General features: G+C 71.7%; 18 protein-coding genes. 11 read left to right on the forward strand and 7 right to left on the reverse strand.

The window, feature by feature from the left end; all coding sequences use genetic code 11:
• The 5 genes from ABZS54_RS29960 to ABZS54_RS29980 all read left to right on the forward strand — a co-directional run.
• On the forward strand, nt 1-501 hold a 501-nt coding region (locus ABZS54_RS29960), incomplete at its 5' end, for a lanthionine synthetase LanC family protein (protein ID WP_355542892.1).
• A gap of 5 nt (nt 502-506) precedes the next feature.
• Nucleotides 507-2,324: an alpha/beta fold hydrolase gene (locus ABZS54_RS29965; protein ID WP_355542955.1), complete on the forward strand. Its 1,818-nt coding sequence runs from the start codon at nt 507-509 to the stop codon at nt 2,322-2,324.
• Between the two features lie 77 nt (nt 2,325-2,401).
• Nucleotides 2,402-2,539, forward strand: a complete 138-nt coding sequence (locus ABZS54_RS29970; RefSeq protein WP_020549100.1) for a VenA family class IV lanthipeptide — start codon at nt 2,402-2,404, stop codon at nt 2,537-2,539.
• 374 nt (nt 2,540-2,913) lie between these two features.
• Nucleotides 2,914-4,686, forward strand: a complete 1,773-nt coding sequence (locus ABZS54_RS29975) for an ABC transporter ATP-binding protein (protein WP_355542895.1) — start codon at nt 2,914-2,916, stop codon at nt 4,684-4,686.
• Nucleotides 4,687-6,286: 1,600 nt separating this feature from the next.
• Complete coding sequence (locus ABZS54_RS29980; protein ID WP_355542898.1) at nt 6,287-8,146, forward strand: ABC transporter ATP-binding protein; 1,860 nt, start codon at nt 6,287-6,289, stop codon at nt 8,144-8,146.
• Between the two features lie 147 nt (nt 8,147-8,293).
• Here the strand turns inward: ABZS54_RS29980 and ABZS54_RS29985 are convergent, their stop codons facing one another.
• The 4 genes from ABZS54_RS29985 to ABZS54_RS30000 form a co-directional block, all read right to left on the reverse strand.
• Entirely contained in the window at nt 8,294-9,442 is a 1,149-nt protein-coding gene (locus ABZS54_RS29985) for a hypothetical protein (RefSeq protein ID WP_355542900.1), read from the reverse strand.
• Between the two features lie 182 nt (nt 9,443-9,624).
• Nucleotides 9,625-10,554, reverse strand: a complete 930-nt coding sequence (locus tag ABZS54_RS29990; RefSeq protein WP_355542903.1) for a 3-oxoacyl-ACP reductase — start codon at nt 10,552-10,554, stop codon at nt 9,625-9,627.
• Between the two features lie 149 nt (nt 10,555-10,703).
• Nucleotides 10,704-11,780, reverse strand: a complete 1,077-nt coding sequence (locus tag ABZS54_RS29995; protein WP_355542906.1) for a Zn-dependent alcohol dehydrogenase — start codon at nt 11,778-11,780, stop codon at nt 10,704-10,706.
• Nucleotides 11,781-12,185: 405 nt separating this feature from the next.
• Nucleotides 12,186-13,046: a MaoC/PaaZ C-terminal domain-containing protein gene (locus ABZS54_RS30000; protein ID WP_355542909.1), complete on the reverse strand. Its 861-nt coding sequence runs from the start codon at nt 13,044-13,046 to the stop codon at nt 12,186-12,188.
• A 147-nt stretch (nt 13,047-13,193) separates the two neighbouring features.
• Between ABZS54_RS30000 and ABZS54_RS30005 the strand changes: the two genes are divergently transcribed.
• On the forward strand, nt 13,194-13,895 hold the full coding sequence (locus tag ABZS54_RS30005; RefSeq protein ID WP_355542911.1) for a PaaI family thioesterase: 702 nt from the start codon (nt 13,194-13,196) through the stop codon (nt 13,893-13,895).
• A 114-nt stretch (nt 13,896-14,009) separates the two neighbouring features.
• Here the strand turns inward: ABZS54_RS30005 and ABZS54_RS30010 are convergent, their stop codons facing one another.
• Nucleotides 14,010-15,575: an ABC transporter substrate-binding protein gene (locus tag ABZS54_RS30010; protein ID WP_355542914.1), complete on the reverse strand. Its 1,566-nt coding sequence runs from the start codon at nt 15,573-15,575 to the stop codon at nt 14,010-14,012.
• A 521-nt stretch (nt 15,576-16,096) separates the two neighbouring features.
• A complete protein-coding gene (locus ABZS54_RS30015; protein WP_355542917.1) occupies nt 16,097-16,756 on the reverse strand; it encodes a TetR/AcrR family transcriptional regulator in 660 nt (219 codons plus the stop codon).
• A gap of 141 nt (nt 16,757-16,897) precedes the next feature.
• Here ABZS54_RS30015 and ABZS54_RS30020 point away from each other — a divergent pair, with 141 nt between their 5' ends.
• The 5 genes from ABZS54_RS30020 (at nt 16,898) to ABZS54_RS30040 (ending at nt 20,596) form a co-directional block, all read left to right on the forward strand.
• Nucleotides 16,898-17,206, forward strand: coding sequence for a hypothetical protein (locus ABZS54_RS30020; RefSeq protein ID WP_355542919.1), 309 nt, complete (start codon nt 16,898-16,900; stop codon nt 17,204-17,206).
• 49 nt (nt 17,207-17,255) lie between these two features.
• Nucleotides 17,256-18,146, forward strand: a complete 891-nt coding sequence (locus ABZS54_RS30025; RefSeq protein ID WP_355542922.1) for an SDR family NAD(P)-dependent oxidoreductase — start codon at nt 17,256-17,258, stop codon at nt 18,144-18,146.
• 99 nt (nt 18,147-18,245) lie between these two features.
• A complete protein-coding gene (rarD, locus tag ABZS54_RS30030) occupies nt 18,246-19,226 on the forward strand; it encodes an EamA family transporter RarD (protein ID WP_355542925.1) in 981 nt (326 codons plus the stop codon).
• Nucleotides 19,223-19,873: an organomercurial lyase gene (gene merB / locus ABZS54_RS30035; RefSeq protein ID WP_355542928.1), complete on the forward strand. Its 651-nt coding sequence runs from the start codon at nt 19,223-19,225 to the stop codon at nt 19,871-19,873. The genes rarD and merB overlap by 4 nt, the downstream gene beginning before the upstream one ends.
• Before the next feature lie 78 nt (nt 19,874-19,951).
• Nucleotides 19,952-20,596, forward strand: a complete 645-nt coding sequence (locus ABZS54_RS30040) for a LysE family translocator (RefSeq protein ID WP_355542931.1) — start codon at nt 19,952-19,954, stop codon at nt 20,594-20,596.
• Nucleotides 20,597-20,777: 181 nt separating this feature from the next.
• On the opposite strand, the gene ABZS54_RS30045 is transcribed toward ABZS54_RS30040, so the two are convergent.
• Nucleotides 20,778-22,469, reverse strand: a complete 1,692-nt coding sequence (locus ABZS54_RS30045) for a long-chain-fatty-acid--CoA ligase (protein WP_355542934.1) — start codon at nt 22,467-22,469, stop codon at nt 20,778-20,780.
• Between the last annotated feature and the right edge of the window lie 11 nt (nt 22,470-22,480).

A 22,480-nucleotide genomic window follows, 5' to 3' on the forward strand; every position in this document is an offset into this window, starting at 1 on the left:
TGGGCGGCGCGCACGCTGACCCGGACCGTGCGCGCCGACGGCGACACCGCGTGGTGGCCGCAGGGCCCCGGCGATCCGGCGGGCGTACGGCTGGCCCACTGGTGCAGCGGTTCGGCCGGCGTGGGCACGTTCTTGATCCGGCTTTGGCAGGCGGACGGCGATCCCCAGCTGCGCGAGTTGGCCGAGCGCGCGGGTGCGGCGGTACACCGCGCCCGCTGGCACTCGGGCACCACCGCGTGCCACGGCCTGGCGGGCAACGGCGAATTCCTGCTCGACCTGGCCGAGGCGCTGGACGATTCGACCCATCGCGCGCACGCCGCCGACCTCGCCGAGCAACTCCGCGCCCGAACCGCGCTGATCGACGGCCTGCGGGTGCCCGCCGACGAGAGCGCGATCGGCGTCTCGGCCTCGTACGGCACCGGCACGGCGGGTGTCCTCGGCTTCCTGCTGCGGCTCGGCCACGGCGGCCCTCGGCTCTGGTTGGACGGTGAGGACGCGTGAGCACGATGGTGACGACTCGGCCGCTGCGGCGGATCAGTTGGTCGTTCGCGGCCGACGGTGGGCACGCCGCGTGCCTGGCCACCACCGGCGACGGCTCGTGGCGGGTCGAGTCCTGGTCGTTACGCCCGGGCCGGGCCAGTGGCGCGCTGCCGGTGGGCACCGGGGCGCCCGAGCGCCTGCACACCCAGTTGCTCGCGCTGCCGGACGGCCGGGTGCTGGTGCTTCGACACCAGCCGGGAAAACACGAGTTGGCCCTGCTGGAGGCCGACGGCGCGGGCAGCGAGCGGCACTTGACCACGGTCCGGCTGCCGGGCCTGCGCTTGTTGTCCTATCCCGGCACGGACGCGCTCGCGCTCGCACTCGGAGCGGACACGACGCCCTCGACCACCGTGTGGCTGGTTCGCGAGGACGGCCGGTTGGACCCCGCGGCGGAGTTGGCGGGGCTGTACAGCGGCGGGGTCTGGCTCGACCCGGGCGGGCGGCGGCTCGCCCTGGACGAGGTGCGCGACGGCCGGATCAAGACCGTCGCACTGGACTTCGACACCGCCACGGTGCGGCCCTTCCTGGAACTGGCCCAGGAGAGCAACGACCGGTTGTTGCTCGCCGATCCGGTCGGCGGCCTGCTGGTGATCGCCAGCGACGCGCCGGGCACCGATCGGCTCGGCTGGATCCGACTGCCGACCGACCGTGCGCAGTTGCCCGGTCGGGTGCGCTTTCCCGAACTGGTACACGTGTCGGACGCGCAACTGCGACCGATCGCGATCGCGCCTGACGGCCGCCGGGTCGCACTCCAACTGGACCGGGGAGCGTTCTCCCGGTTGGCGGTGTGGACCCCCGAGGACGGCACGCTGGTGGACGTCCCCACCCCGGACGGCTGTCTCGGCGCGGTCGGCCGGTGGACCCAACAGGGGCTGCGAATCCCGTACTCCGCGCCGGATCGGCCCAGTTGCCTGGCCCGGCTGGACCCGGAGCAGCCCGGGTCGTGGCGCCGGGACGGGGAACCGGGGCCGTTCATCGGGTTCGACGACGCGCCCCGTCCGCAGTGGCAGCCGGCCCACCTGGAGCTGCTGGTCGGCGGGGCCGGGCCGATCGAGTCGATCGTGTACGGCGGTCCGGACTGGCGCGCCGCGCAGCATGTGCTGCTGGCCCTGCACGGCGGTCCGGCGGCGGCCTGGCGGTTCGAGTTCGACCCTCTCCTACAGCAGCTCGCGGCGGCGGGCATCGCGGTGGTGGCGCCCAATCAACGCGGCAGCACCGGCTACGGCGCGCGCTTCGCCCGCGAGTTGCACGGCGCTTGGGGTGGCCCGGATCTCGCCGACGTGACCGCGATCGGCCGCACCATGAGCGCCGAGCGGGCCGCGTTCGGGCTCGCCCCGCCCGCCCTGTTCGGGGTCAGCTACGGCGCCTATCTCGCGCTGCTGGCCGCGTCGTTCGCGCCGAACGTGTGGTCGAGATGTCTGGCGGTGGCGCCGTTCCTGTCCGGGCCGAGGTTGATCGCCGAGGCGTCGTTGCCGATCCGCGCACTGATGACCCGGCTCGGTGGCGATACCGAGTACGCCGACGAGCAAGGGCCGCGCGACGTGGTCGCGGTGTGCGAACGGATCGCCGTACCGCTGCTGTTCGTGCACGGCGACCGGGACGACACCATCCCGGTCGGTCAGTCCCGGACCCTGCGGCACACCCTCCTCGGGCACGGCCGGGTCGAGGGCACCGATTTTCGCTACCTGGAGCTTCCCGGTCTGGGCCACGAGGTCCTGACCGGGGATGGGGCACCCGATCTCCACGCACGCCTGACCGGTTTCCTGCAAACCGGCCGGGTGTGACGACAGGGGGACCGCCCCGCACCACCCATCGCGGGCGACCGCTCGCGACGGCAGTACCGTCCCGAAGGAGATTCACCATGGAGCACATCGAGACCGACCTCGCGGCCCTGCAGCAGCTCCCCGAGACCGAGTCGGTCGAGCTGGGCGGTCACGGCGGCAACGGGTGCCAGTTCACCTGCCTGCTGGTCACCTGCCTGATCTTCACGATCAGCTAATTCCGGCGCCGCGCGTCCGGCCGGTCGGCCGGTGTGCGCGTCGACGGGCCGGTATCCGCCCCGGTGGGCCGCTGTTCGCGGCGGTGCATGGGTGGCCGACCCGGTAAGCACGAACCCGGGACCGGGAGTTCCTGCCGGAATCAGGAGCTCCCGGTCTCGGGCCGACCCTCAGCATGGCAATGGCAAACGGTTCCGGGCCGGCGGCACGCCGCCTGGACTTCCTTCTTCGTCGCGCTTCCTTCGTCCTCGTATCTGTGGTCCTCGTACGTCTTTCGTCGTCGTACGCCATTCGTCGTCGTACTTCCTTCTTCGTCGCAACGGCGCTGTTCGGGCGCCGCCCCGTTCAAAGGTCCGCGCATTCGAGGAGTCACGCTGTGGCCGATGTTCCGATAGCCAGGCCGGCCGCCCCGGCCCGGGAGGATCGCACCGGCACCGGCTTGCGTGCCGCATTGCGGACCGCGCCCGGGCCGACGGTCACACTGGCCCTGGCCGTCCCGGCCGGCTCGATCGCCGCGCTGATGCTGCCCGCGGCCGTGGCCGGCTCGGTGGACGCGGTGGTGCGCGGCGATTCCGCGGCGGGGCCGACCCTGCGGCTGGTGGCCGTGCTCGTGCTGGGGCTGCTCGCCGGTCTGTTGACCGAGGTGGCCGGCCCGGGGCTGGCCGCCGAGTCGACGGCACGGTTGCGCAGGCGACTGGCGGTACGGGTCACCGATCTGGGCACCGGGGCGCGGAATCCTTTTGCCGCCGGCGACGTCACCTCCCGGCTGGTCGGCGCGGCGCCGGACGCGGCCGGTCTGGTCCCCGCACTGCTGGGCACCCTCGGCGCGCTGGTCACCTCGATCGGCGGGATCGTCGCGTTGGCGCTGATCGATCCGTGGCTGGCGGTCGGCTTCCTCGGCGGCCTGCTGCCCGGGTTGCTGGTGGTGCGGCTGTTCATGAACCGCGCGACCGATCTCTTCACCCGCTATCAGGTGGTGCAGAGCGGGCTGGCCGCGCGCCTGGCCGACGCGCTGGCGGGGGCCCGGACCATCCGGGCCTGCGGTACGCACGATCGCGAGATCGCCCGGATCCTCACCCCGCTGCCTGAGTTGTCGGCGGCGGGCCACGGGCTGTGGCGAGCCCAACGCAACGCGGTCGCACAGGTGTTGCTGCTTGCGCCGATGGTCGAGTTGACCGTCCTGTCGACCGCGGGGTGGCTGCTCGCGGATGGCCGGATCCCGCCCGGTCAACTGGTCGCGGCGGCCGGGTACGCGGCGCTCGGGCTGGGTTTCCTGGAGCAGGTCGAGGCGCTGGTCGCAGTCGCCCACGCACGAGCCGGGCGGGCCCGGGCGGCACAGTTGCTCGCGGTCGAGCCCGCCGGGTACGGAACGGCGCGCACGCTGCCGCCGGGGCGCGGCGAGTTGACCTTCCGGCGGGTGTGCGTACGGGTGCCTGATCCCGGTGCGGATGCGCACCGGGTGGTGCTGGACGGGATCGAACTGACGGTGCCCGCGGGCACGTGCGTGGCCCTGGTCGGGGCCTCGGGTTCGGGCAAGTCGACGCTGGCCGCACTGGCGGGGCGGTTGCGCGAGCCGGACGAGGGCGAGGTGCTCCTGGATGGCCTGCCGGTGACCCGGTTGGCGCGCGGCGAGTTGCGGCGCGGGGTCGCCTACGCGTTTCCGCGGCCGGTCCTGGTGGGCGCCGACCTGGCGGGGGCGCTCGCGTACGGGCGGCCCGGGGCGAGTGCGCAGATGGTGACCAAGGCGGCCGAGATGGCGTTCGCGGACGACTTCGTGCGCCGATTGCCGGCCGGCTACGCGACCCGGATCGAGGGCCTCGCGTTGTCCGGCGGCGAGGTGCAACGGCTCGGCCTGGCCCGGGCGTTGGTACAGGATGCGCGGGTGCTGGTGCTGGACGACGCGACCAGCGGGCTGGACACGGTCACCGAGCACCGCATCCACGAGGCGTTCCGCACTGGCCTCGCGGGCCGCACTCGGTTGGTCGTCGCCCACCGCGCGGCCGCGGCGGCCGACGCGGACTCCGTGGTCTGGCTGGACGCCGGCCGCATCAAGGCGATCGGCACCCACGTGGACCTGTGGAACGACCCGGCCTACCGCACGGTGTTCACCACCAACGACCCGGCCGCGGGAGCGGGCACGGGCCGATGAGGGGCACGGGGACATGAGCGAACCGGTCGACGAGCGGCCGGCCGGCGGCGACGCACGGGACACCTCGACCACACGGCCGCTGCGCGGGGTGGCGGAAGGAGAGCCTGGGCGCGGCGGCGGTGGCGGTGGGGCGCGGGACGCCTTGGTCGAGTGGCGGACGGTGCACGCGACAGCGGGACGGCAGGCTGCGCGGAGCGCCGACGATGTGGCGCGGGACGCCTGGGCCGAGCGGCCGACGAGACACGCGGCAGCGGAAAAGGACGCCACACAGGCCGGCGAAGGCGTGACGGGAGACGCCCCGACCGAGCAGCCGGCGAGGCACGCGACAGCGGGAAGGGACGCTGAGCGCGATGCCGAAGGCGTGACATGCGAAGCCTCGACCGAGCCGCTGACAACGCACGCGAGGACGGAAAGGAACGCGGCGCACGGCGCCGAAGATGCGACACGGGACACCTCGACCGAGCAGCCGACGAGGCACGCGGCAGCGGGAAGGGACGCCGCGCGGGCGGTCTCGGGTGAGCGGCCGGGAGGCACGGCAGCGGAAGGCGGGGCCGCGCAGGCGGGGTTCTCGGCTGCGGCCGAGGGGCCGGGGTCGGGCGGGGTCGCGGGAGGCACCTCGGCCGACCGACCGGGGTGGGCTCCGGTGGAAGGCCGTACCGGCGAGTGGGCCTGGTGCTCGGCGGTATCCGTGCACGCGACGCACGCGCCGTTCCTGCGGGTCGGACAACCGCCGCCGACCACCGCCACCGACAGGACGCAGCCCGGCGACCCGGCCGGGATCGAAGGGGGAGGCCGGATGAGCGACGACGGACCACGGGACGCGTCCCGCGCGGACCGGGCACACGACGAGGGCGCGTCCGGCACGGGCCGCGAGCGGGATGGGACACACCCGGGCGCGGACGACGCTGCACCGGCCACGCCGCCCGTTCGGAAGGGACGGCGGTGGCGACCCCGGAGCGCGTGGGGACGGAGCGGCCGACGGCGAGGGGCGTCGGCGGGCAAGGTCTCGGACGTCGGCGACGACTCCCCGCACGGACCCGGGGACGGGGCGCCTGGCCGGGGTGGGTGGCGAGCTGTGGTGTGGCCGGGCCCGAACGCGGAGGCGGGTGGGGCCCCGCCGCACTGCCACGAAGACATCGGCGACGCGCTGGAGGCCCCCGGCGGGAGCGGTCGCCGGGTGGTGTGGGCCGGCTCGACCCCGGAGGCGGGCGGGGGTTCGTCGCACGTCGCCGAGGACGGGGGCGCAGCCGTCGCGGCCCCCGGCAAGGGCGGCCGGCGGCGGGCGGTCTGGGCAGGCTCGAACCCGGAGGCGGGCGGGGATTCGTCGTGCGACCGCACGCCCACCCGGCACCGGCGACAGCCTGCTGTCAGGCGCACAGGCAACCCCGCAACCGGCGCCACCGACGCACCCCGATCGTGGCGACGCCGGGCACCGGCAACGCCCCTCGTCGACGGCGACACGGCGGACCCCGGGCGCTCCCCCGCCGGCCCCTCGGCGGTGCTGCCGAGGCGGCGGCATAGTGCCGGGCCGTACGGGGGTGGGCTGCGGGCCGGACAGGCGCTGTTGGTCGAGCTGTTGCGTGCGCGGCGGGAGCCGTTGGTGCATGTGCTGGGGTGGTCCGTGGCGGAGGGGATTCCCGCGCTGTTGTCGGGTGCCTTGCTCGCCGCCGCGCTCGATCGCGGGTTCCTGGCCGGCCGGCCCGGCGTCGGATTCGTGCTGCTCGGCGTGCTCGCGCTGGCGATGCTGATCCGCGCCGCCGCCACGTACGCGATGTTCCCGCACCTCGCCGCCGTCGTGGAGCCGATCCGGGACACCCTGGTACGCCGGGTGGTGTCCGAGGCGGTGCTCGACGCGACGTCCGGGCGCCCGGGCGCGGGGCGGCACGCGGAGGCGGCGGTGGCCCGGCTGACCGAACAGGTCGAGAGTTGCCGCAACCTGACCGCTTCGCTGCTGCGCACGCTGCGCCAACTCGGCGTGACGATCGTGGCCGCGCTGCTCGGCCTCGCCCTCCTCGCACCGCTGCTGCTGCCGCTCGTGCTGATCCCACTGGGCCTCGCCGCGTGGTTGTTCGTGCGCCTGTTGCCTCCGCTGGCCCGGCGCCGGCGTGCGCTGGTCCTGGCCGACGAAGAGATCGCCGCCCGCACCGGCCGGATCGTGGCCGGGCTCCGGGACGTGGTCGCGTGCGGCGCGCAGGACCGCGTGGTGGCCGAACTCGGCGCCGCCGTGCACGCCCAGGCGCGCGCCGCCAAGCTGCTCGCCCGCGCTTCCTCGGTGCGTCTGCTCGTGGTCGCCCTCGGCGGCCAACTTCCGCTGCTGGCCGTGCTGATCGCCGCGCCCTGGCTGGTCCGGCGGGGCACCTTGAGTACCGGCGAGGTGGCGGGCGCCGCGCTGTACCTGGCCCAGCACCTGGAGCCCGCCGTGCGCGCCGCGACGGCGACCGTGGGCGGCTGGTTCCTGGAGTTGCTCGTGGTCGCCGGCCGCCTGGCCCAGACGGGTGCGGCGGCCCCCGCCGCACCCGTATCCGCCGCCCGCACCGCGCCCGACTTGAACGGCCCCGGCAACCCGTTCGACCCCGGAGACCCGTCCGACCCCGGCGACTCGTCCACCCCGACCGTCCCACCCGCCCTGAGCGCCCCGGACGCCCCGGACGCCCCAGCCGCCTCGGACACCCCCTCCGACCTGGTCCTGGACCGGGTCACCTTCGGCTACGGCCCGTTCGCAGAGCCGGTCGTCCGCGACCTGTCGATGACCATCACACCCGGTTCACACCTGGCCGTCGTGGGCCCGAGTGGCATCGGCAAGTCCACCCTCGCCGCGCTGCTGGCCGGCCTGCTGCCCCCGGACCAGGGCACCGTGTCGCTCGCGGACACCCCGCTCACCGGCCGGCCCGGGGTCGCCGTGGCCCGCGGCACCATCGCGGTGGTCCCACAGGAGGCGTACGTCTTCGCCGGTTCCGTGCACGAGAATCTGAGCTACCTCGACCCGGACGTCACCCGCGCCGCGTTGGACCGCGCGGTGCGCCTGGTCGGCGCGGCCGAACTGGTCGCCCGGCTCGGCGGCTACGACGCGCACATCGCCGACCCGGGCACGTTGTCCGCCGGAGAGTGCCAACTGATCGCGCTGGCCCGCACGTACCTGTCCCCCGCGCGCTTCGTGATCCTCGACGAGGCCACCTGCCACCTGGACCCGCCTACCGAGGCGCTGGCCGAGGCGGCGTTCGCCACGCGGGCCGGCGCGCTGGTGGTGATCGCGCACCGGATCGACTCGGCGCGCCGCGCGGACCGCATCCTGCTCATGGACGGCAACCGGCCGATCCTGGGCACCCACCACGAACTGCTCGCCGAATCCCCGCTGTACCGCGACCTGGTGGGCGCGTGGGAGCACCGCCCGAGGGACCCGGTCGGCTGGTTCGAGCGCAAGCCCGCCCGGATCGAGGAGGACGCACAGGACCGGGTCTGAACCACCCGATCGAGCGGGATCGGCACCTCGGCGGCCAGGCCGGTCAAGGGCGCACCGGGCGCGGGCCCGGCAAGCCGCGCCAGGCCGCCGAGAGGGCGGGACCGGGTCCGAACCGACCCGATCCCGCGGCCCCTCGGCTGGTCCGACTCACGCGCCGTCGAGCATCTCCGTGAAGCCGTACGGTCGATGCGGGCCGAAGAACAACTGCTCGACCACGCCCACCCCGACGCGTCCGGCGCCGGTCAGTTCGGTCACCCGGATCACCTGCTGCTGGTGCTGGCGGTCGAAGCGGAGCGGGTCCACCTTGTCCAATTCCCAGCTCTCGTAGCCGACTTCGAGCTCGCCCTGCCAGACCGCGTGACCCCACTCGGAGTGCAGGTAGCCCAGGCCCGCGAGCAACCCGCGGGTGCCGATCGGCTCGATCCGGTAGGCGAACTGCTCGCCCGCGCCGTCGAGCATGTGGAACTCGCCACCCTGGACCCGACGGGTGCCGGGAACCCAGGTGAGCGCGTGGTGATGCGGCGTCAACTTCTCGAACGCGGGCTCGTCCTGGGGCACCGGGACGGCCGCCGGGTCGGGCAGCGTGCCCAGCGGCGCCGCGGCCACCCGCTTGCCGTCCACGTGGTACATGTGCCCGTCCGCACGCTCGAACGAGGCCCACAGGCTGACCTCGTCCGCCCAGTGGATCGGCGTCCACAGCCACAACATCGGGTTGAACGGCTTGGGCGCGCCACCCTCGCGCTCCCCGACCGGCCGCACCCCCCACGAGCGGTCCCGGGTGCCAAGCGTGGTCGCCGGGTCGATCTCCAGGACCCGGCCGCCGGGCAGCGTCACCGTGCCCGACCACACGCCGAGTTGGGTCAGCCGGGTCGAATCCATGATCACGTGGTGCCCGTTGCGGGTGGTGGTGCGCTCCTCCTCGATCGCGGCGGCGCGCGCCGTGAAGGTCAGGTCGCAGCCCAGCCCGTGCTCGTTGGGCTCGACGTACACGCGCAGCACCTTGAGCGGCGTACGCACCTCGATGCCGACCGGACCGACGGTGAGATCGAAGCGGTCCAGCGGCGCCCGGCGGGACGCGTGCAGGCTGTGCTGCACACCGTCCACGCTGATGGTGAAGTGCGCGTCGGCGACGAACCGGTTCGGGTACAGGCCGTGCGAGAACGCGAAGTAGAACGCGCCGTCGCGGTCGTAGCCGTTGAACCAGTAGCGGTCGTACGCGTTGCGGTCCGAGGTGGCGGGCGTGGCCACCGGCTCGGGGGTCTGGTGGATCGGGAAGTCGTCGGCGGAGGTCAGCACGGGGAACCCCTTCTTGGTGCGGTACGGGGAGCGGCCCCTCGTACCTGCGGCCGGCGGGCCGCGGCCCGGTCACGACGCTCCGCAGGATGCCCCTGCGGGGCCGCGTCACGACACGTGTCAACGGTGCGGGCGAAAGGCGGGGCCGGAGGTGATTCCGCCACCCCGGCCCCGCGGATCCGGAATCAGCGCGGGTCGCGCTTGAGGAAGAGCAGGTCGTCGGCGGTGTAGCCGGCGCCCAGCTTCTTGTCCGCGTAGTGCGCCGAGAGCACCTGGTCCAACTCGTCCGGCGTGAAGGTGGCCTGCTTCGAGTCGAACTTGGCCTGGAGCGTCGGTCGTTCGATCACCGCGACGAAGCCGCCGTGCACCACGAAAGCCTGGCCGGTGACCTGCTCGGCGGCCGGGCTGGCCAAGTAGGCGACCAGCGGCGCGACGTGCTCGGGCGCCAGCGGGTCCATATCGCCCTCGGCGACGTTGTTCGCGCTCTCGCCGAACACATGCGTGGTCATGCTGGTGCGCGCCCGCGGGCAGATCACGTTGGCCCGCACCCCGTACTTGACCAGCGCGTTCGCGGTGGACATGGTCAGGCCCACGATCGCCGACTTGGCCGCGGCGTAGTTGGGCTGCCCGGCGGAACCGGCCAGCCATGCCTCGGACGCGGTGTTGATCACCCGCGCGTACACCGCACCGCCGGTCGCCTTGGACTTCTCCCGCCAGTACTTCGAGGCGTGGTGCGTGGTGTTGAAGTGGCCCTTGGCGTGCACCGCCAGGACCGAGTCCCACTCCTGCTCCGTCATCGAGAAGATCATCCGGTCGCGCAGGATGCCCGCGTTGTTGACCACGATGTCGATCGAGCCGAAGGTGTCGATCGCGAGCCGGATCAACTTGCCGGCCGCGTCGAAGTCGGAGACGTCGCCGCGGTGTGCGGCGGCCTTGCCACCGGCCGCGACGATCTCGGCGACGACGTCGTCGGCGGGGTTGGGGCTGCCTTCGGGGGCGAAGTCGTTGATCACGACGGCCGCGCCCTGCTTCGCGAGTTCGAGGGCTTCGGCGCGGCCGAGGCCGCGGCCGGCGCCGGTGACTACGGCGACCTTGCCATCCAGCGACGTGGTCATGCGGTAACTCCCGTGGGGTCGGTGGGTTTTGCTGCGGTCGCGTGTTGGTTGGCTCGGGCATTGTTGTGCCCACCCGCCCACCCTTACGTCGGGTGGGCGGGCTGCGGATTACGGCGCCGCTTTGCGTTGAGGACTCTGGTGATGCTTCGTCAGAGGGTGACGATGGTGCGGATCGACTCGCCGCTCTTCATCAGGTCGAACGCGTCGTTGATGTTGGCGAGGGTCAGGCGGTGGGTGATCATCGCCTCCAGGTCGAGCCGACCGGCGCGCCACAGCTTGGTGATGCGCTCGTACTCGGTGACGATGTCGCCGCCGCCGTAGATGCTGCCGATGATGCGCTTCTGGTCGAAGAACAGCTCGAACATGTTGAACGAGACGTTGTCGTCCATCGCGCCCGCGCCGACGATGATCACGTCGCCGCCGCGGCGGGTGAGGTCGTACGCGCTGCGTGCGGTGAACGACTTGCCGACCACCTCGAAGACGTAGTCGAAGCCCTGACCGGCGGTCAGGTCGCGCTTGGCGTCCGCAGCCTGGTCCGGGGTGATCGCGTGGGTGGCGCCGAACTTCTTGGCCCACACGTGCTTGGACTCGGCCGGGTCGATGGCCACGATCTCGGCGGCACCGGCCGCGCGCAGACCCTGGATCACCGCTATGCCCACGCCGCCGGCGCCGATCACCGCGCAGGACGCGCCCGGCTCGATCCGCGCACTGTTGAACACCGCGCCGACACCGGTGGTGACACCGCAGCCGATCAGCGCCGCGATCTCGTACGGCACGTCGTCGGCGACCTTGACCGCACACGGCGCGGCGACCACGACCTCCTCGGCGAAGGTGCCGGTGCCGGTGAAGCCGTACGACGGGGTGCCGCCGAAGGTGAAGTTCTGGATGCCGGCGTTCATGAACCCGGCCAGGCACAGGTTGGACTGGCCGCCGCGGCAGTAGTTGCAGACGCCACAGGGCGGCGCCCAGCAGATGATCACCCGGTCGCCGACCGCGACGGTGGTCACGCCGTCGCCGACCTCGACCACCTCTCCGGCGCCCTCGTGGCCGGGTACGAACGGCGCGGGCTGGGGCAGCACGCCGGTCATCGCGGACAGGTCCGAGTGGCACACGCCGGTCGCGTGCAGCTTGACCCGCACGCGTCCCGGGCCCATGCCCACGGCCTCGACGTCATCGCGGACGTCGAGCTTGTCCTGGCCGGTCTCGTGCAGAACCGCTGCGCGCATGGGGGCTCCCTCGTCTTTCCTCGAACCAATACTTGGCCCAGTCAAGGACTATAACTTGTTCTCGTTTTGACTCAAGACCAATGACACGGTCAAGGTATCCGCACCCGGGGGAAGGCGAAAGGCATCCGGCACCGGACAACGCAAGGTCACACACCCGAGCGGCAAGAGCACAGAGCACACGGGCGCGAACGGCGGCTGCGCGGCGGCCGGCGGGGGCACGGCCGGCGGGGCACTGCGGTCGGTCGTGTGGGTGGCGGCTCATGGGGCGTGCCGGGCGGGCGGCGGCGCGGCGGCATACGTGTGGCGACGACGGGGGTGCGGCGTGGACGCCGGGGCCGCGGGGTCGGTCGGGCCGACCCCGCGCTCCCTGGCGTGGCGCGCCGCTGCCGCGACAGGGGTGCGCCGTCAGGCGCTGTACTCCACCACCGTGTCCGAGAGCACGATCGCGTCGTCGCGCTCGACGGCGGAGGTGTTGATCAGCAACTTGCCGTCCTCTTCCCAGACCCGGATCCGCATGGTCTCGCCTGGGAAGAAGATGCCGGCGAACTTGGTGCGGTAGCGCTTGACCCGCGAGACGTCGCCGCCCAGCACGTTGTCGACGACCGCCTTCAGGGTCAGCCCGTACGAGCACAGGCCGTGCAGGATCGGGGTGTCGAAGCCGGCCGCCTTGGCGAAGTCCGGGTCGGCGTGCAGCGGGTTCCAGTCGCCGGACAGGCGGTACAGCAGCGCCTGGTCCGCGCTGGTCGGCACGTCGATGGTGTGGTCGGCAGCCCGCTCGGGCACGTCGATCTTGGTCACCGGACCGCGCTCGCCACCGAAGCCGCCCTCGCCGCGCACGAAGATCTCCGCGCGGGAGTCGTACAGCTTGGTCCCGTCCTCGAGTTCGGCCGACGACTCCAGTACGATCACGGCGGCCTTGCCCTTGTCGTACACGTCCGCCACCCGGCTGGTGGCCTTGACGCCCTTGGCCTTGGCCGGGAGCGGGTTGTGCACGACGATCTCCTGGCCACCGTGCAGTACCGCGCGCAGGTTGATGTCGATGCCGGGCAGCGCGGAGAGACTGCCGCCGACCTTGGTGCCGGCCACGGTCGCGAAGGTCGGCAGCACGTGCAGGTTCTTCTCGTACGTGTAGCGCAGTTCGTCCGCGCCGGTGGCCGGGGTCCCCGCGCCCAGGCCCAGGTGATAGAGGATCACGTCCTTGTTCGACCAGGCGATCTCACCCGTGCGGGGCTCGGCTCCGGTGGCCTTCGCGGCATCGATCGGCATGACGTCTCCTCTGCTGTGACTGCGACTCGGTACTACGACGGCGCCGCCTGCGACGGCGGCCCGTCAAAACTAGAACTCGTTCTTTTTACATGCAATGATCGGCCATTCGCCCGGCTGAAGCCAGGGCCACCCCACCCGGGAGCCTTCATGACCGCCGCCGCAGCCCCCGATCCCGCGGGCACCATCGAACCGATCGAGGCCCTCGATCCGCCGGTATCGGCCGAGGTGTTGCGCGAGTTGCGGCTGACCTGGACACCGCAACCGGAGCCGGACGGCGCCGGACGCGCGGCGCGGCACCGGTTGGCCGAGGCGACCCGCCGCCTGATCGAGGCGGTGAAGTCGGTCGATCCGAAGGATGCCGCGAGCACGCTGGAAAGCGTAGCTGACGATGTATCAGATTTGGCCGATCGCATCGCCCTACTGGCCCGTGTGGGCGACGGCACACCGACCTCGCGCGACCTCGCGCTGCATGAACGCGGCCCACTCATCGGCGCCGCGAACCCGCTCGCGCCGCCGATGCGGATCACCGGCGACGGCCCGCTGGTGCGGGCGCACGCGACATTCGGCGCGGCGTACGAGGGGCCGTACGGACGCGTGCACGGCGGATACGTCGCGGCGGCCTTCGACGAGGTGATGGGCTGCGCACAATCCGGCGCGGGGACGCTGGGGATGACCGGGTGGCTGACCGTGCGGATGCGCCGGGCGACACCGCTGTACACGCGCATCGACTACGAGGCGGGCGTCACGCGCGTGGAGGGGCGCAAGGCGTGGGTGACCGCCCGGTCGTACGCCGACGGGGTCCTGGTCGCGGACGCCGAGGCGCTGTTCATCCGCGTGGCGCGGGCCTGACACGGCGTCAGGGACGCACGATGGGTGCGTCCCTGACGTGGTGTCACTTCACCGGGTCGACCCGGCCGATCGGCGCGGTCGCAGGCGCGGTCGCGACCGAGGGCGCCTTGGTGACTACTTGAGCGCGATCCGGTCGAAGAGGATCAGGCCGTCCTCGAACAGCGACAGGCCCTCGATCTTGGTGTTCTTGCCCTGGACCGCCGCCGCGAAGGACTTCTCGTAGGAGAAGAACGGGACATCCTTGACGATCTCGGCCTGCACGCTCTGGTAGGCGGCCTTGCGCACTGCCGGGTCGTCGGTGTTACGGGCGTCGTCGAGCGCCTTGTCCACGGCGGGGTTGTTCCACTTGGTGCGGTTCTCCGAGCCCTTGGAGTGGGTGAAGTTGTACAGCACCGGCTCCGGCTCGTCGAAGGTGATCACGAACTCCGAGGCCTGGAAGTCGTTGTTGATCAACACCTTCTGGATGTAGGCCGCGCCCTCGAGGAACTCGGTCTTCATCGTGATGCTCTTCATGCCGCTGATCTGGGTGAGCCAGTATTCGGCCGTCATCCGCGCGCTCGCGCTGCTGTTGGTCGTGTAGGTGAAGTTCAGCGGCTTGCCCTCGGCGGCCAGTTCGTCGAGCAGCTTCTGCGCCTCGGCCCGGTTGTTGGTCGCGTACACCGCGTCCGGGTTGGCGAACGGCGACGCGGGCTGGAACAGGCTCTTGAGCGTCTGACCCGGCGAGCCCTGGATCGTCTGGTTGCGATCGTCCGGGTTCATGATCAACGCGAACGCGCGGCGGGCGCGCGGGTCGTTGAACGGGGGCTTGGACGTGTCGAACATGGTCATGAAGCCGCCGCTCTTGGGATCGAGCGTGACCGTCATGCCGTCCTTTTTGGCCTGTTCGGTCGACGGGAAGTGTGCCGTCGTCATCAGCTGGGCCTGACCCGAGGACAGCGCGGCCAGGCGTTGCTTCTGGTCCATCACCGGCTTGAAGATCAACTCCTTGAGCGCGGGCTTGCCCTGGCCCCAGTACGAGCCGTTGCGCTCGAGCGTGAGCTGCGAGTCGCGCATCCACGTCTTGAGCTTGAACGGACCCGCGCCGACCGGCTTTTGCGCGAACAGCTTGGGGTCGGCCCGGATCGCCGCGGGCGATCCGATGAAGGCGAGGTTGTGTGCGACGACCAGGTCGAAGTGGGCATTCGGCGCGGGCAGCGTGACCTTGACGGTCTGCGCGTCGACCGCGTCGAACTTCATCCCCTTGACGGCGGTGAACTGCACCGACCTGTTCGCCGGGTCGGCGTGCCGTTCCCAGTTGAACTTGACCGCCTCGGCGTCGAGCGCGGTGCCGTCGGAGAACTTGACGTTGGGCCTGAGCTTGATCGTCCAGACCGAGTTGCCCTCGGCGGCGGTCGCACTCTCGGCGATCTGCGGTTCCGCCTTGCCGGTCTTGGGGTTGATCCAGAAGAGCATGTCGAACACGGCCGCGGCCTGGTTGCCGCCGGTGAGGGAGGACACCGTGGTCATGATCGGGTCGATGCCCTTGGCCTCCTGCGTGATGAGCACCGTCATCGAGCCGGAGGCTCCGCTGCCGGAATCGTCTTCGCCACCGCACGCGGTGGCGCCGAGCGTCAGGCCGACGAGGCCCGCCAACACCCCGGAGCGGCGCAGCAGGCGGGTTTTGAAGGGTGTGGAGTTCACGGTTCGCACGGGACGCTCCTGCGTTCGGGAAGCACAAGGCACGCCGTCCCGGGAGCGGGGTGGCGTCGTTTCCTTGATCCAGACGTGGATGTACGGCCACGGTAAGGAGAAATCTGACGGTCCGTCAAATAACAATTCTGCACCGTCCGTGACGGTACCGCAGCCCCAATCCCCAAAATGTACCGACCGAGGTGACGCTCCGTCAGGTTTTCCCTGACGGAGCGGCCGAAGGCGCGATATCCGCCGACTCGGACACAGCCGGAGGCCACCGAAAGAGCCACATTGCGCGAGACCGGGGCTGATCGCGCGGCAAGCCGGATCATGCGGAGAAAGGACGAATCACGCAACGGGACCGATCACGGGGGCCCGCGATGGTCGAGGGCACGCGAGTGCGCGGAACGCACCCGGAGACCCGGAACGCACCCGGAGACCCGCCCGCGCACGGCGGCGAGTCTCCACCCCTGGCGGACCGTGGCGGTGTCTCCTGCAGCCGGTGGGCGAGCGGAGCCGTAGCCGGTGGGTCAAGGGCGGAGTGCCTTCAGGGTCAGCGTCACCAGGTTGTCGGCGTACTCCTGGGTGAGCGGGCCGGAGCGCAGCAGCCAGCGCTGGTACAGGGGTGCGTAGAGCAGTTCGAGGGCCAGGTCGAGGTCGACGTCGGCGGCGATCTGGCCGGCTCGCTGGGCGCTGCGAAGGCGTTCCTTCTTCGCCTCGTCGACGGGCGCGGCCATCTTCTCGTGGTAGAGCCGGGCGAGCTTGGGATCGTTGATGATCTCGGCGTTCAGCGCGCGGATCGGGCCCTCGAAGGCCGGGTCGGCGAACTCGGCGACCGTCTCGCGCATCAGATACCTCAGGTCCGTCTCGACGTCGCCCGTGTCGGGGAGCACGATGCCCTCCCCCGGGTCGCTCAGGGCGAGGAACGCCTCGAAGACGACCTCGCCCTTGGAATCCCACCACCGGTAGATGGTCTGTTTGCCCACGCCCGCGCGTGCCGCGATGGCCTCGATCGTGAGCTTCGCGAAGCCGAGCTCGGAGACCAACTCCCGGGCGGCGGCGAGGATCGCTCGACGGGACTGTTCGCTGCGCCGGGACGGGTTCGGCTTGGCGGCGGCCCGGCCGGCGTCGGCGTCGGGATCGGCGCCCGGGCGGGAGGCGGCGGCGCCGTTCGTGTTGTCGATGGTCATGGCCACATCCTAACCGATCCACGAGACGAACCGTCTCGTCTTGACATCCACACGGCAAGGATGCATCCTGAATTCCGAAGCGAGACGAACCGTCTCGTCTCACAGGATTCAGTCCGTCAAACTTCCGAGGAGTTGTCGCTCATGTTCCGCACCCCGGTCGCCGCCGCGCCGATCACCGACCGCACCACCACCGACGCGTTCTCCGTCCTCGACACGCGAACCACGATGGGGACCGGCCTGCGAATCGCCGCCGAGGCCGCGGCCGTGACCAGGCGTGTCGCCTCGCCCGCCGAGCCGCCCCGGCGACGCCACCGCCACGAGGCGCGGATCACCACCCCTCGGCCCGCGCGGACCGCCGCCGCACGGCGACCTCGTCCGGCCATCGACCGAGGTAGGCCCGATGCCGACCGCTTCCCGAACCGCCCCGCCGACACCTCTCGATCCCTTTGACGCAGCCGAAGAGCCCGTCGACACCGCCGAAGCAGAGGAGCCCACGCTCATGACCACCGCCCCTGTTGCCACGACTGTCGCCGCCACCGCGACCGAAGTGACCACTGTCACCAACCCCACCCACCGCGAGCCCCGTGTCTGGTTCATCACCGGTGCGTCCCGGGGCCTGGGGCGAGCCTTCACCGAAGCCGCGCTCGCGGCGGGTGATCGAGTCGTCGGCGCGGCGCGGGATGTCGGGCCGCTCGCCGACCTCGCCGCCGAGCACGACGGCCGCTTCGTCGCGCTGTCCCTCGACGTCACCGATCGCGAAGCGGTGTTCCACACCGTGGCACGCGCCGTCGCGGCATTCGGTCGGCTCGACGTCGTGGTCAACAACGCGGGCGTCAGTCTGATCGGGATGGTCGAGGAGGTGACCGAGGCGCAGGCCCGAGCGCACTTGGACGTCAACTTCTTCGGCGCGCTGTGGGTGAGCCAGGCCGTGGTGCCCCACCTGCGCAAGCAGGGTTCGGGACACATCCTCCAGATCGGTTCGATGGGCTCCGCCGTCGGCTTCGCGTCCACCGGTCTGTACAGCGCGGGCAAGGCCGCGCTCGACAACATGACGGGCGCCCTGGCCATGGAGGTGGCGGCATTCGGCGTGCGGGTGACCCTGGTCCAGCCCGGCGGCTACGAGACAGCGCTGTTCACCCACGGCCTGACGCTGACCACCGAGAACGGGGCGTACGCGCCGCTGCGCGCCGAACTGGCCGAGATGTGGGGCGAGTCGAAGGACGCCGACCCGGCCAAGGCGGCCGCCGTGCTGCTCCGACTCGTCGATCTTCCCGAACCACCCCGCCGCATCATCCTGGGCGGTGCGGCCTACGACATGATCGCCGAGTTGGACCGGGCCCGGCGCGAGGAGTACGAGCGTTGGGAGAGCATGAGCCGCGACGGCGACTGAGGGCACCGAGACACCGCGGCACCCGGCAGCGCGGAGGTGGATCCACTCATTCCGGATTGGCTCCTGACGGCAGGCCACTTCGCCAGTACCTTCGGCGGCATGGGTTCAGAACGACGCGGATTACTCCTGGGCACGGCTGCCTACGTCATGTGGGGTCTCTTCCCGCTCTACTGGCCCCACGTCAAGCCCGCCGGCGCCGTGGAGATCCTCGCGCACCGGATGACCTGGTCGCTGCTGTGCATGGTCGTCCTGCTCGCCGTGCTCCGGCAGTGGTCCTGGATCCGCGAGATCCTGCGCGCCCCGGCCAAGCTGGCCACGGTCACGTTGGCCGCCGTGATGATCTCGATCAACTGGGGCGCCTACATCTACGGCGTCAACCACGACCAGGTCGTGGAGACCTCGTTGGGCTACTTCATCACGCCGCTGGTGCTGATCGGCATCGGTGTCGTGGTGCTCGGCGAGCGGCTGCGGGCGATCCAGTGGACGGCCGTGGGGATGGGCGTCGCGGCGGTGGTCGTGCTGATCGTCGCCTACGGCCGAGTGCCCTGGATCGCACTGACCCTGGCCGCGTCGTTCGCGACCTACGGCTACATCAAGAAGCGGATGAACCTCCCCGCCACCCACTCGATGACGGCCGAGACGGCCGTGATGTTCCTGCCCGCGCTGGGCTACCTGACCTGGTTGGCCTGGACCGGCGAGGGCACGTTCGGGCACGAGGGCACGGCACAGGCGTTGATGTTGATGACGGCAGGGCTGATCACCGTCATCCCCATGCTGTGCTTCGCGGTCGCCGCGAACACGGTGCCGCTCAGCACGATCGGCATGCTGCAATACCTGGCCCCGATCATCCAGTTCGGGATCGGCGTCGCGGTCTACCACGAGCCGATGCCCGCGGCCCGGTGGGCGGGCTTCGCCCTGGTGTGGGCGGCGCTGGCCGTGCTGACCTACGACGCGATCCGCCAGTCCCGGCGCAATCGGGTCGCCGTCCTCCCCTCCACGCGGGGCTCCGAGGCCACCGTCACCAGCGCGCCCCGGGAGACTGCGGTCACCGCCGCGCCCGAACGAGAGGCCACCTCGTGAGCGTCGAACAATTGCGCCTGGCGGTCTATCGAGGCTTCGCCGACACCGGGCGGGCGCCGTCGGATCAGGAACTGGCCGCGATTCTGGGCGTCTCGGAGCTCACCGTGCGCTCGGGGTTGTGGACCCTGCACGAACAGCGGCACATCGTGCTGCGCGACGAGGCGATCGTGATGGCGCATCCGTTCAGCGCGGTCCCGCTGGGCTTCTCGGTGATGGGCTCGCGCGCGCTGTGGTGGGGCGGCTGCGCGTGGGACTCCTTCGCGATACCGCATCTGGTGGGCGAGGAAGTCCTGGTCGCGACCCGCTGCCCGGGCTGCGAGCGGGCCCTCGCCTGGAACGTGGGCACCGAACAACCGCCCAAGGGCGACGAGGTGGCGCACTTCCTGGTCCCGATCACCACACTGTGGGACGACGTGGTGCACGCGTGCGGCAACCAGCGGCTGTTCTGCGACGAGGCCTGCGTGGCCGGCTGGCTCGCCCGCACCGGCCAAAGGCGCGGCTACGTCCTCGACCTCACCACGCTGTGGCGCCTGGCCGAACACTGGTACGAGGGCCGCCTGCACCGAGGCTACGAACGCCGCGACCCGGCCACGGCGGCGGCCTACTTCGCCTCGGTGGGCCTCGAAGGCCGCTTCTGGGGTCGGTGAGAAGACGGGTGTCGGCAAGGCGCACGGCCGATCGCCGCCCGCCGTCGGACCCTCGGGAGGGGCCGGCAGCATGACCGCATGGACGTGTTGACCCACCTCGCCTCGTTCGCCCTGGTCGCCGGGCTGCTGACGATAATCCCCGGCCCGGATACCGCGATCGTGTTGCGGGCGTCGCTCGCGCGCGGGCCTCGACACGGGTTCGCCACCGCGTTCGGCATAGGCTCCGGGACTCTGGTCTGGGGTGCCGCCGCGGCGGCGGGTGTCTCGGCCGTGCTGACCACTTCCCGGGTCGCCTATACGGGCCTGCGCATCGTCGGCGCCTGTTACCTGCTGTGGCTCGCGTACGGACTGCTGCGCGCCGCGTGGGTGAACCGGTACACCGACGTCGAGGCCGCGTCGGTGGCCGGTGCGAAGGACGCTCCGGGGTTGTGGTCCGCGTGGGGACGCGGCGTGCTCACGTCGCTGACCAATCCCAAGGTCGGCGTCTTCTACATGGCGATGATCCCGCAGTTCGTGCCCTCCGGGGCACCGCATCTCGCCTTCGGAATACTGCTCGCGCTCGTCCACGACATCGAGGGCATGGTGTGGTTCACGGCGATCATCCTCGGCGCGAACAGCCTGCGCGCCAAGCTCCGCCGCCCCCGTTTTTGCCGCGCCCTCGACGCCTCGACCGGCACCGTCATCGCCGGCTTCGGCATCGCCCTCGCCGGCGCCGACGGCTGAGGGCCGACCGAAGGGCGGGCAGCGGCACCACGCCGGCTCCCGTCGCGCCGCAGCGTTCGGCCCGCGCGATCCGGGCGGACCTCGGCCACACCTGCGGTGTGGACGACTCCACCGCCGCCGTGCTCGTTCCACACGGCGACCCTCGGAGCACCCGAGGCGTCGCGGGCAGTCAATCGACAGGTCACCGATCGACAGGTCCCCGATCCAGGAGTGCCAGGACGTGTGCTCGGCCGCGGTCCGCGAAGGCCGTCTCCAGCGTTTTGCGGTCGGCCTCGCTGAACGGGCGGTACGGGCCCTCCTTGGTGTCGCGCCACCACAGTTCGTCGGCGCCGGTGTACCAGGCCTGGCGGACCAGGACCCTGGTCAGGATCTTGTTCGTGCTGGTCTGCGGGAGCGCCGCAGCGATCCGGACGTAGCGCGGGTGCCAGGCCCCGGACAGGTCCGACTGCGCCGCCAACCACTCGGCGAACTCGGCCGGTTCGAAGCGCGCGCCCTCGCGCAGGACGAGGGCCGCCATCGCCTGGTCGCCCGCCGCCTCGTCGGCCACGCCGTACACCGTGGCCACCGCGACGTCAGGATGCCGGGACAGGATCCGGGTGACCGGCGCCGCGCCGAAGTTCTCCCCCGCGACGCGCAGCCATTCGCCGCTGCGGCCGGCGAAGAAGACCAGGCCGTCCTCGGTGCGGTAGGCCAGGTCGCCGCTCCAGTACCAGCCCTCGCGCATGCGCTGCGCGGTCGCCGCCGGGTTGTTGTAGTAGCCCTCGAAGGACCCCGCGCCGCCGATGTTGACCAGTTCGCCGACAGCGTCCTCGAGGTTGGTCATCCGACCCTCGGCGTCGAAGGCCGCCGGCGGGCACTCCTCGCGCGTGTCCTGGTTCAGGATCCGTATCTCCCCGCTGGGCCGGCCCAGCGCGCCCGGCGGCATGTCCGTGACCGGCACGAAGGACAGGCCACCCTCGGTCGAGCCGAACCCGTCCCGCACCGTGCAGCCGAACCGCCGGGCGAATCGCTCGACGTCCTGCGGCCCGCCCTCGTTGCCGAACACCCGCGCGAGCGGGTTGTCCGCGTCGTCCGAACGCTCCGGCGTGGCCAGGATGTACGACAGCGGCTTGCCCACGTAGTTGGCGTAGGTGACCCCGAATCGCCGCACATCGGGCAGGAAGCCGGACGCGGAGAACCGTCGGCGCAGCACCAGTTCGGCCCCGGCGGCGACCGCGGGCGCCCAGCACGTGACGATCGCGTTGGAGTGGAACAGCGGCATCGCACAGTACGCGACGTCGGCGCCGGTGAGCCGTTCCATCGCCACTACGCTCGCCCCCTGCACGGCGATCTTGCCCTGCGAGCAGATCACCGCCTTGGGATGTCCGGTCGTCCCGGAGGTGAGGATCAGCATGAAGGTGTCGTCGGGGCTCGGCCGCTCCACCGGCGGCTCGGCTCCCGCGTACGGCTGGAGCGCCGCCGCCCAGGACGCGTCGTCCACGCACAGCAGCCGGTCCGCCGGGAAGTCCGGCGCGGCGGTGCGCAACTGCTCCAGGTGCGTCGCGTCGGTGATCACGAGCGAGCAGTCCGTGTGATCGATGTCGCGGGCCAGTTCGGCGCCGACCCGGGTCGGGTTGAGTCCGACGATCACCGCGCCGGACAGCGCCGCGGCGCCGAGGAGCAGCGGAAACTCCGGAACGTTCTCCAGCATCACCCCGACGTGCCACGGCCGGCCCTCGACCCGCAGTGCGCGCAGCAGGGCCGCCCGCCGCGCCGATTCGGCGACCACCTCGGCCCAGGACCAGGCCAGGTCCTCGTGGCGGAGGCCGGGCGCGGGATCCGCGGCCCGCTCACGCAGCAGTACGTCCAGGGTGGTGCTCCAACGTCGCGACACGGCACGGCTCC

It is taken from the genome of Embleya sp. NPDC005575, assembly GCF_040605455.1.
GTDB lineage: Bacteria > Actinomycetota > Actinomycetes > Streptomycetales > Streptomycetaceae > Embleya.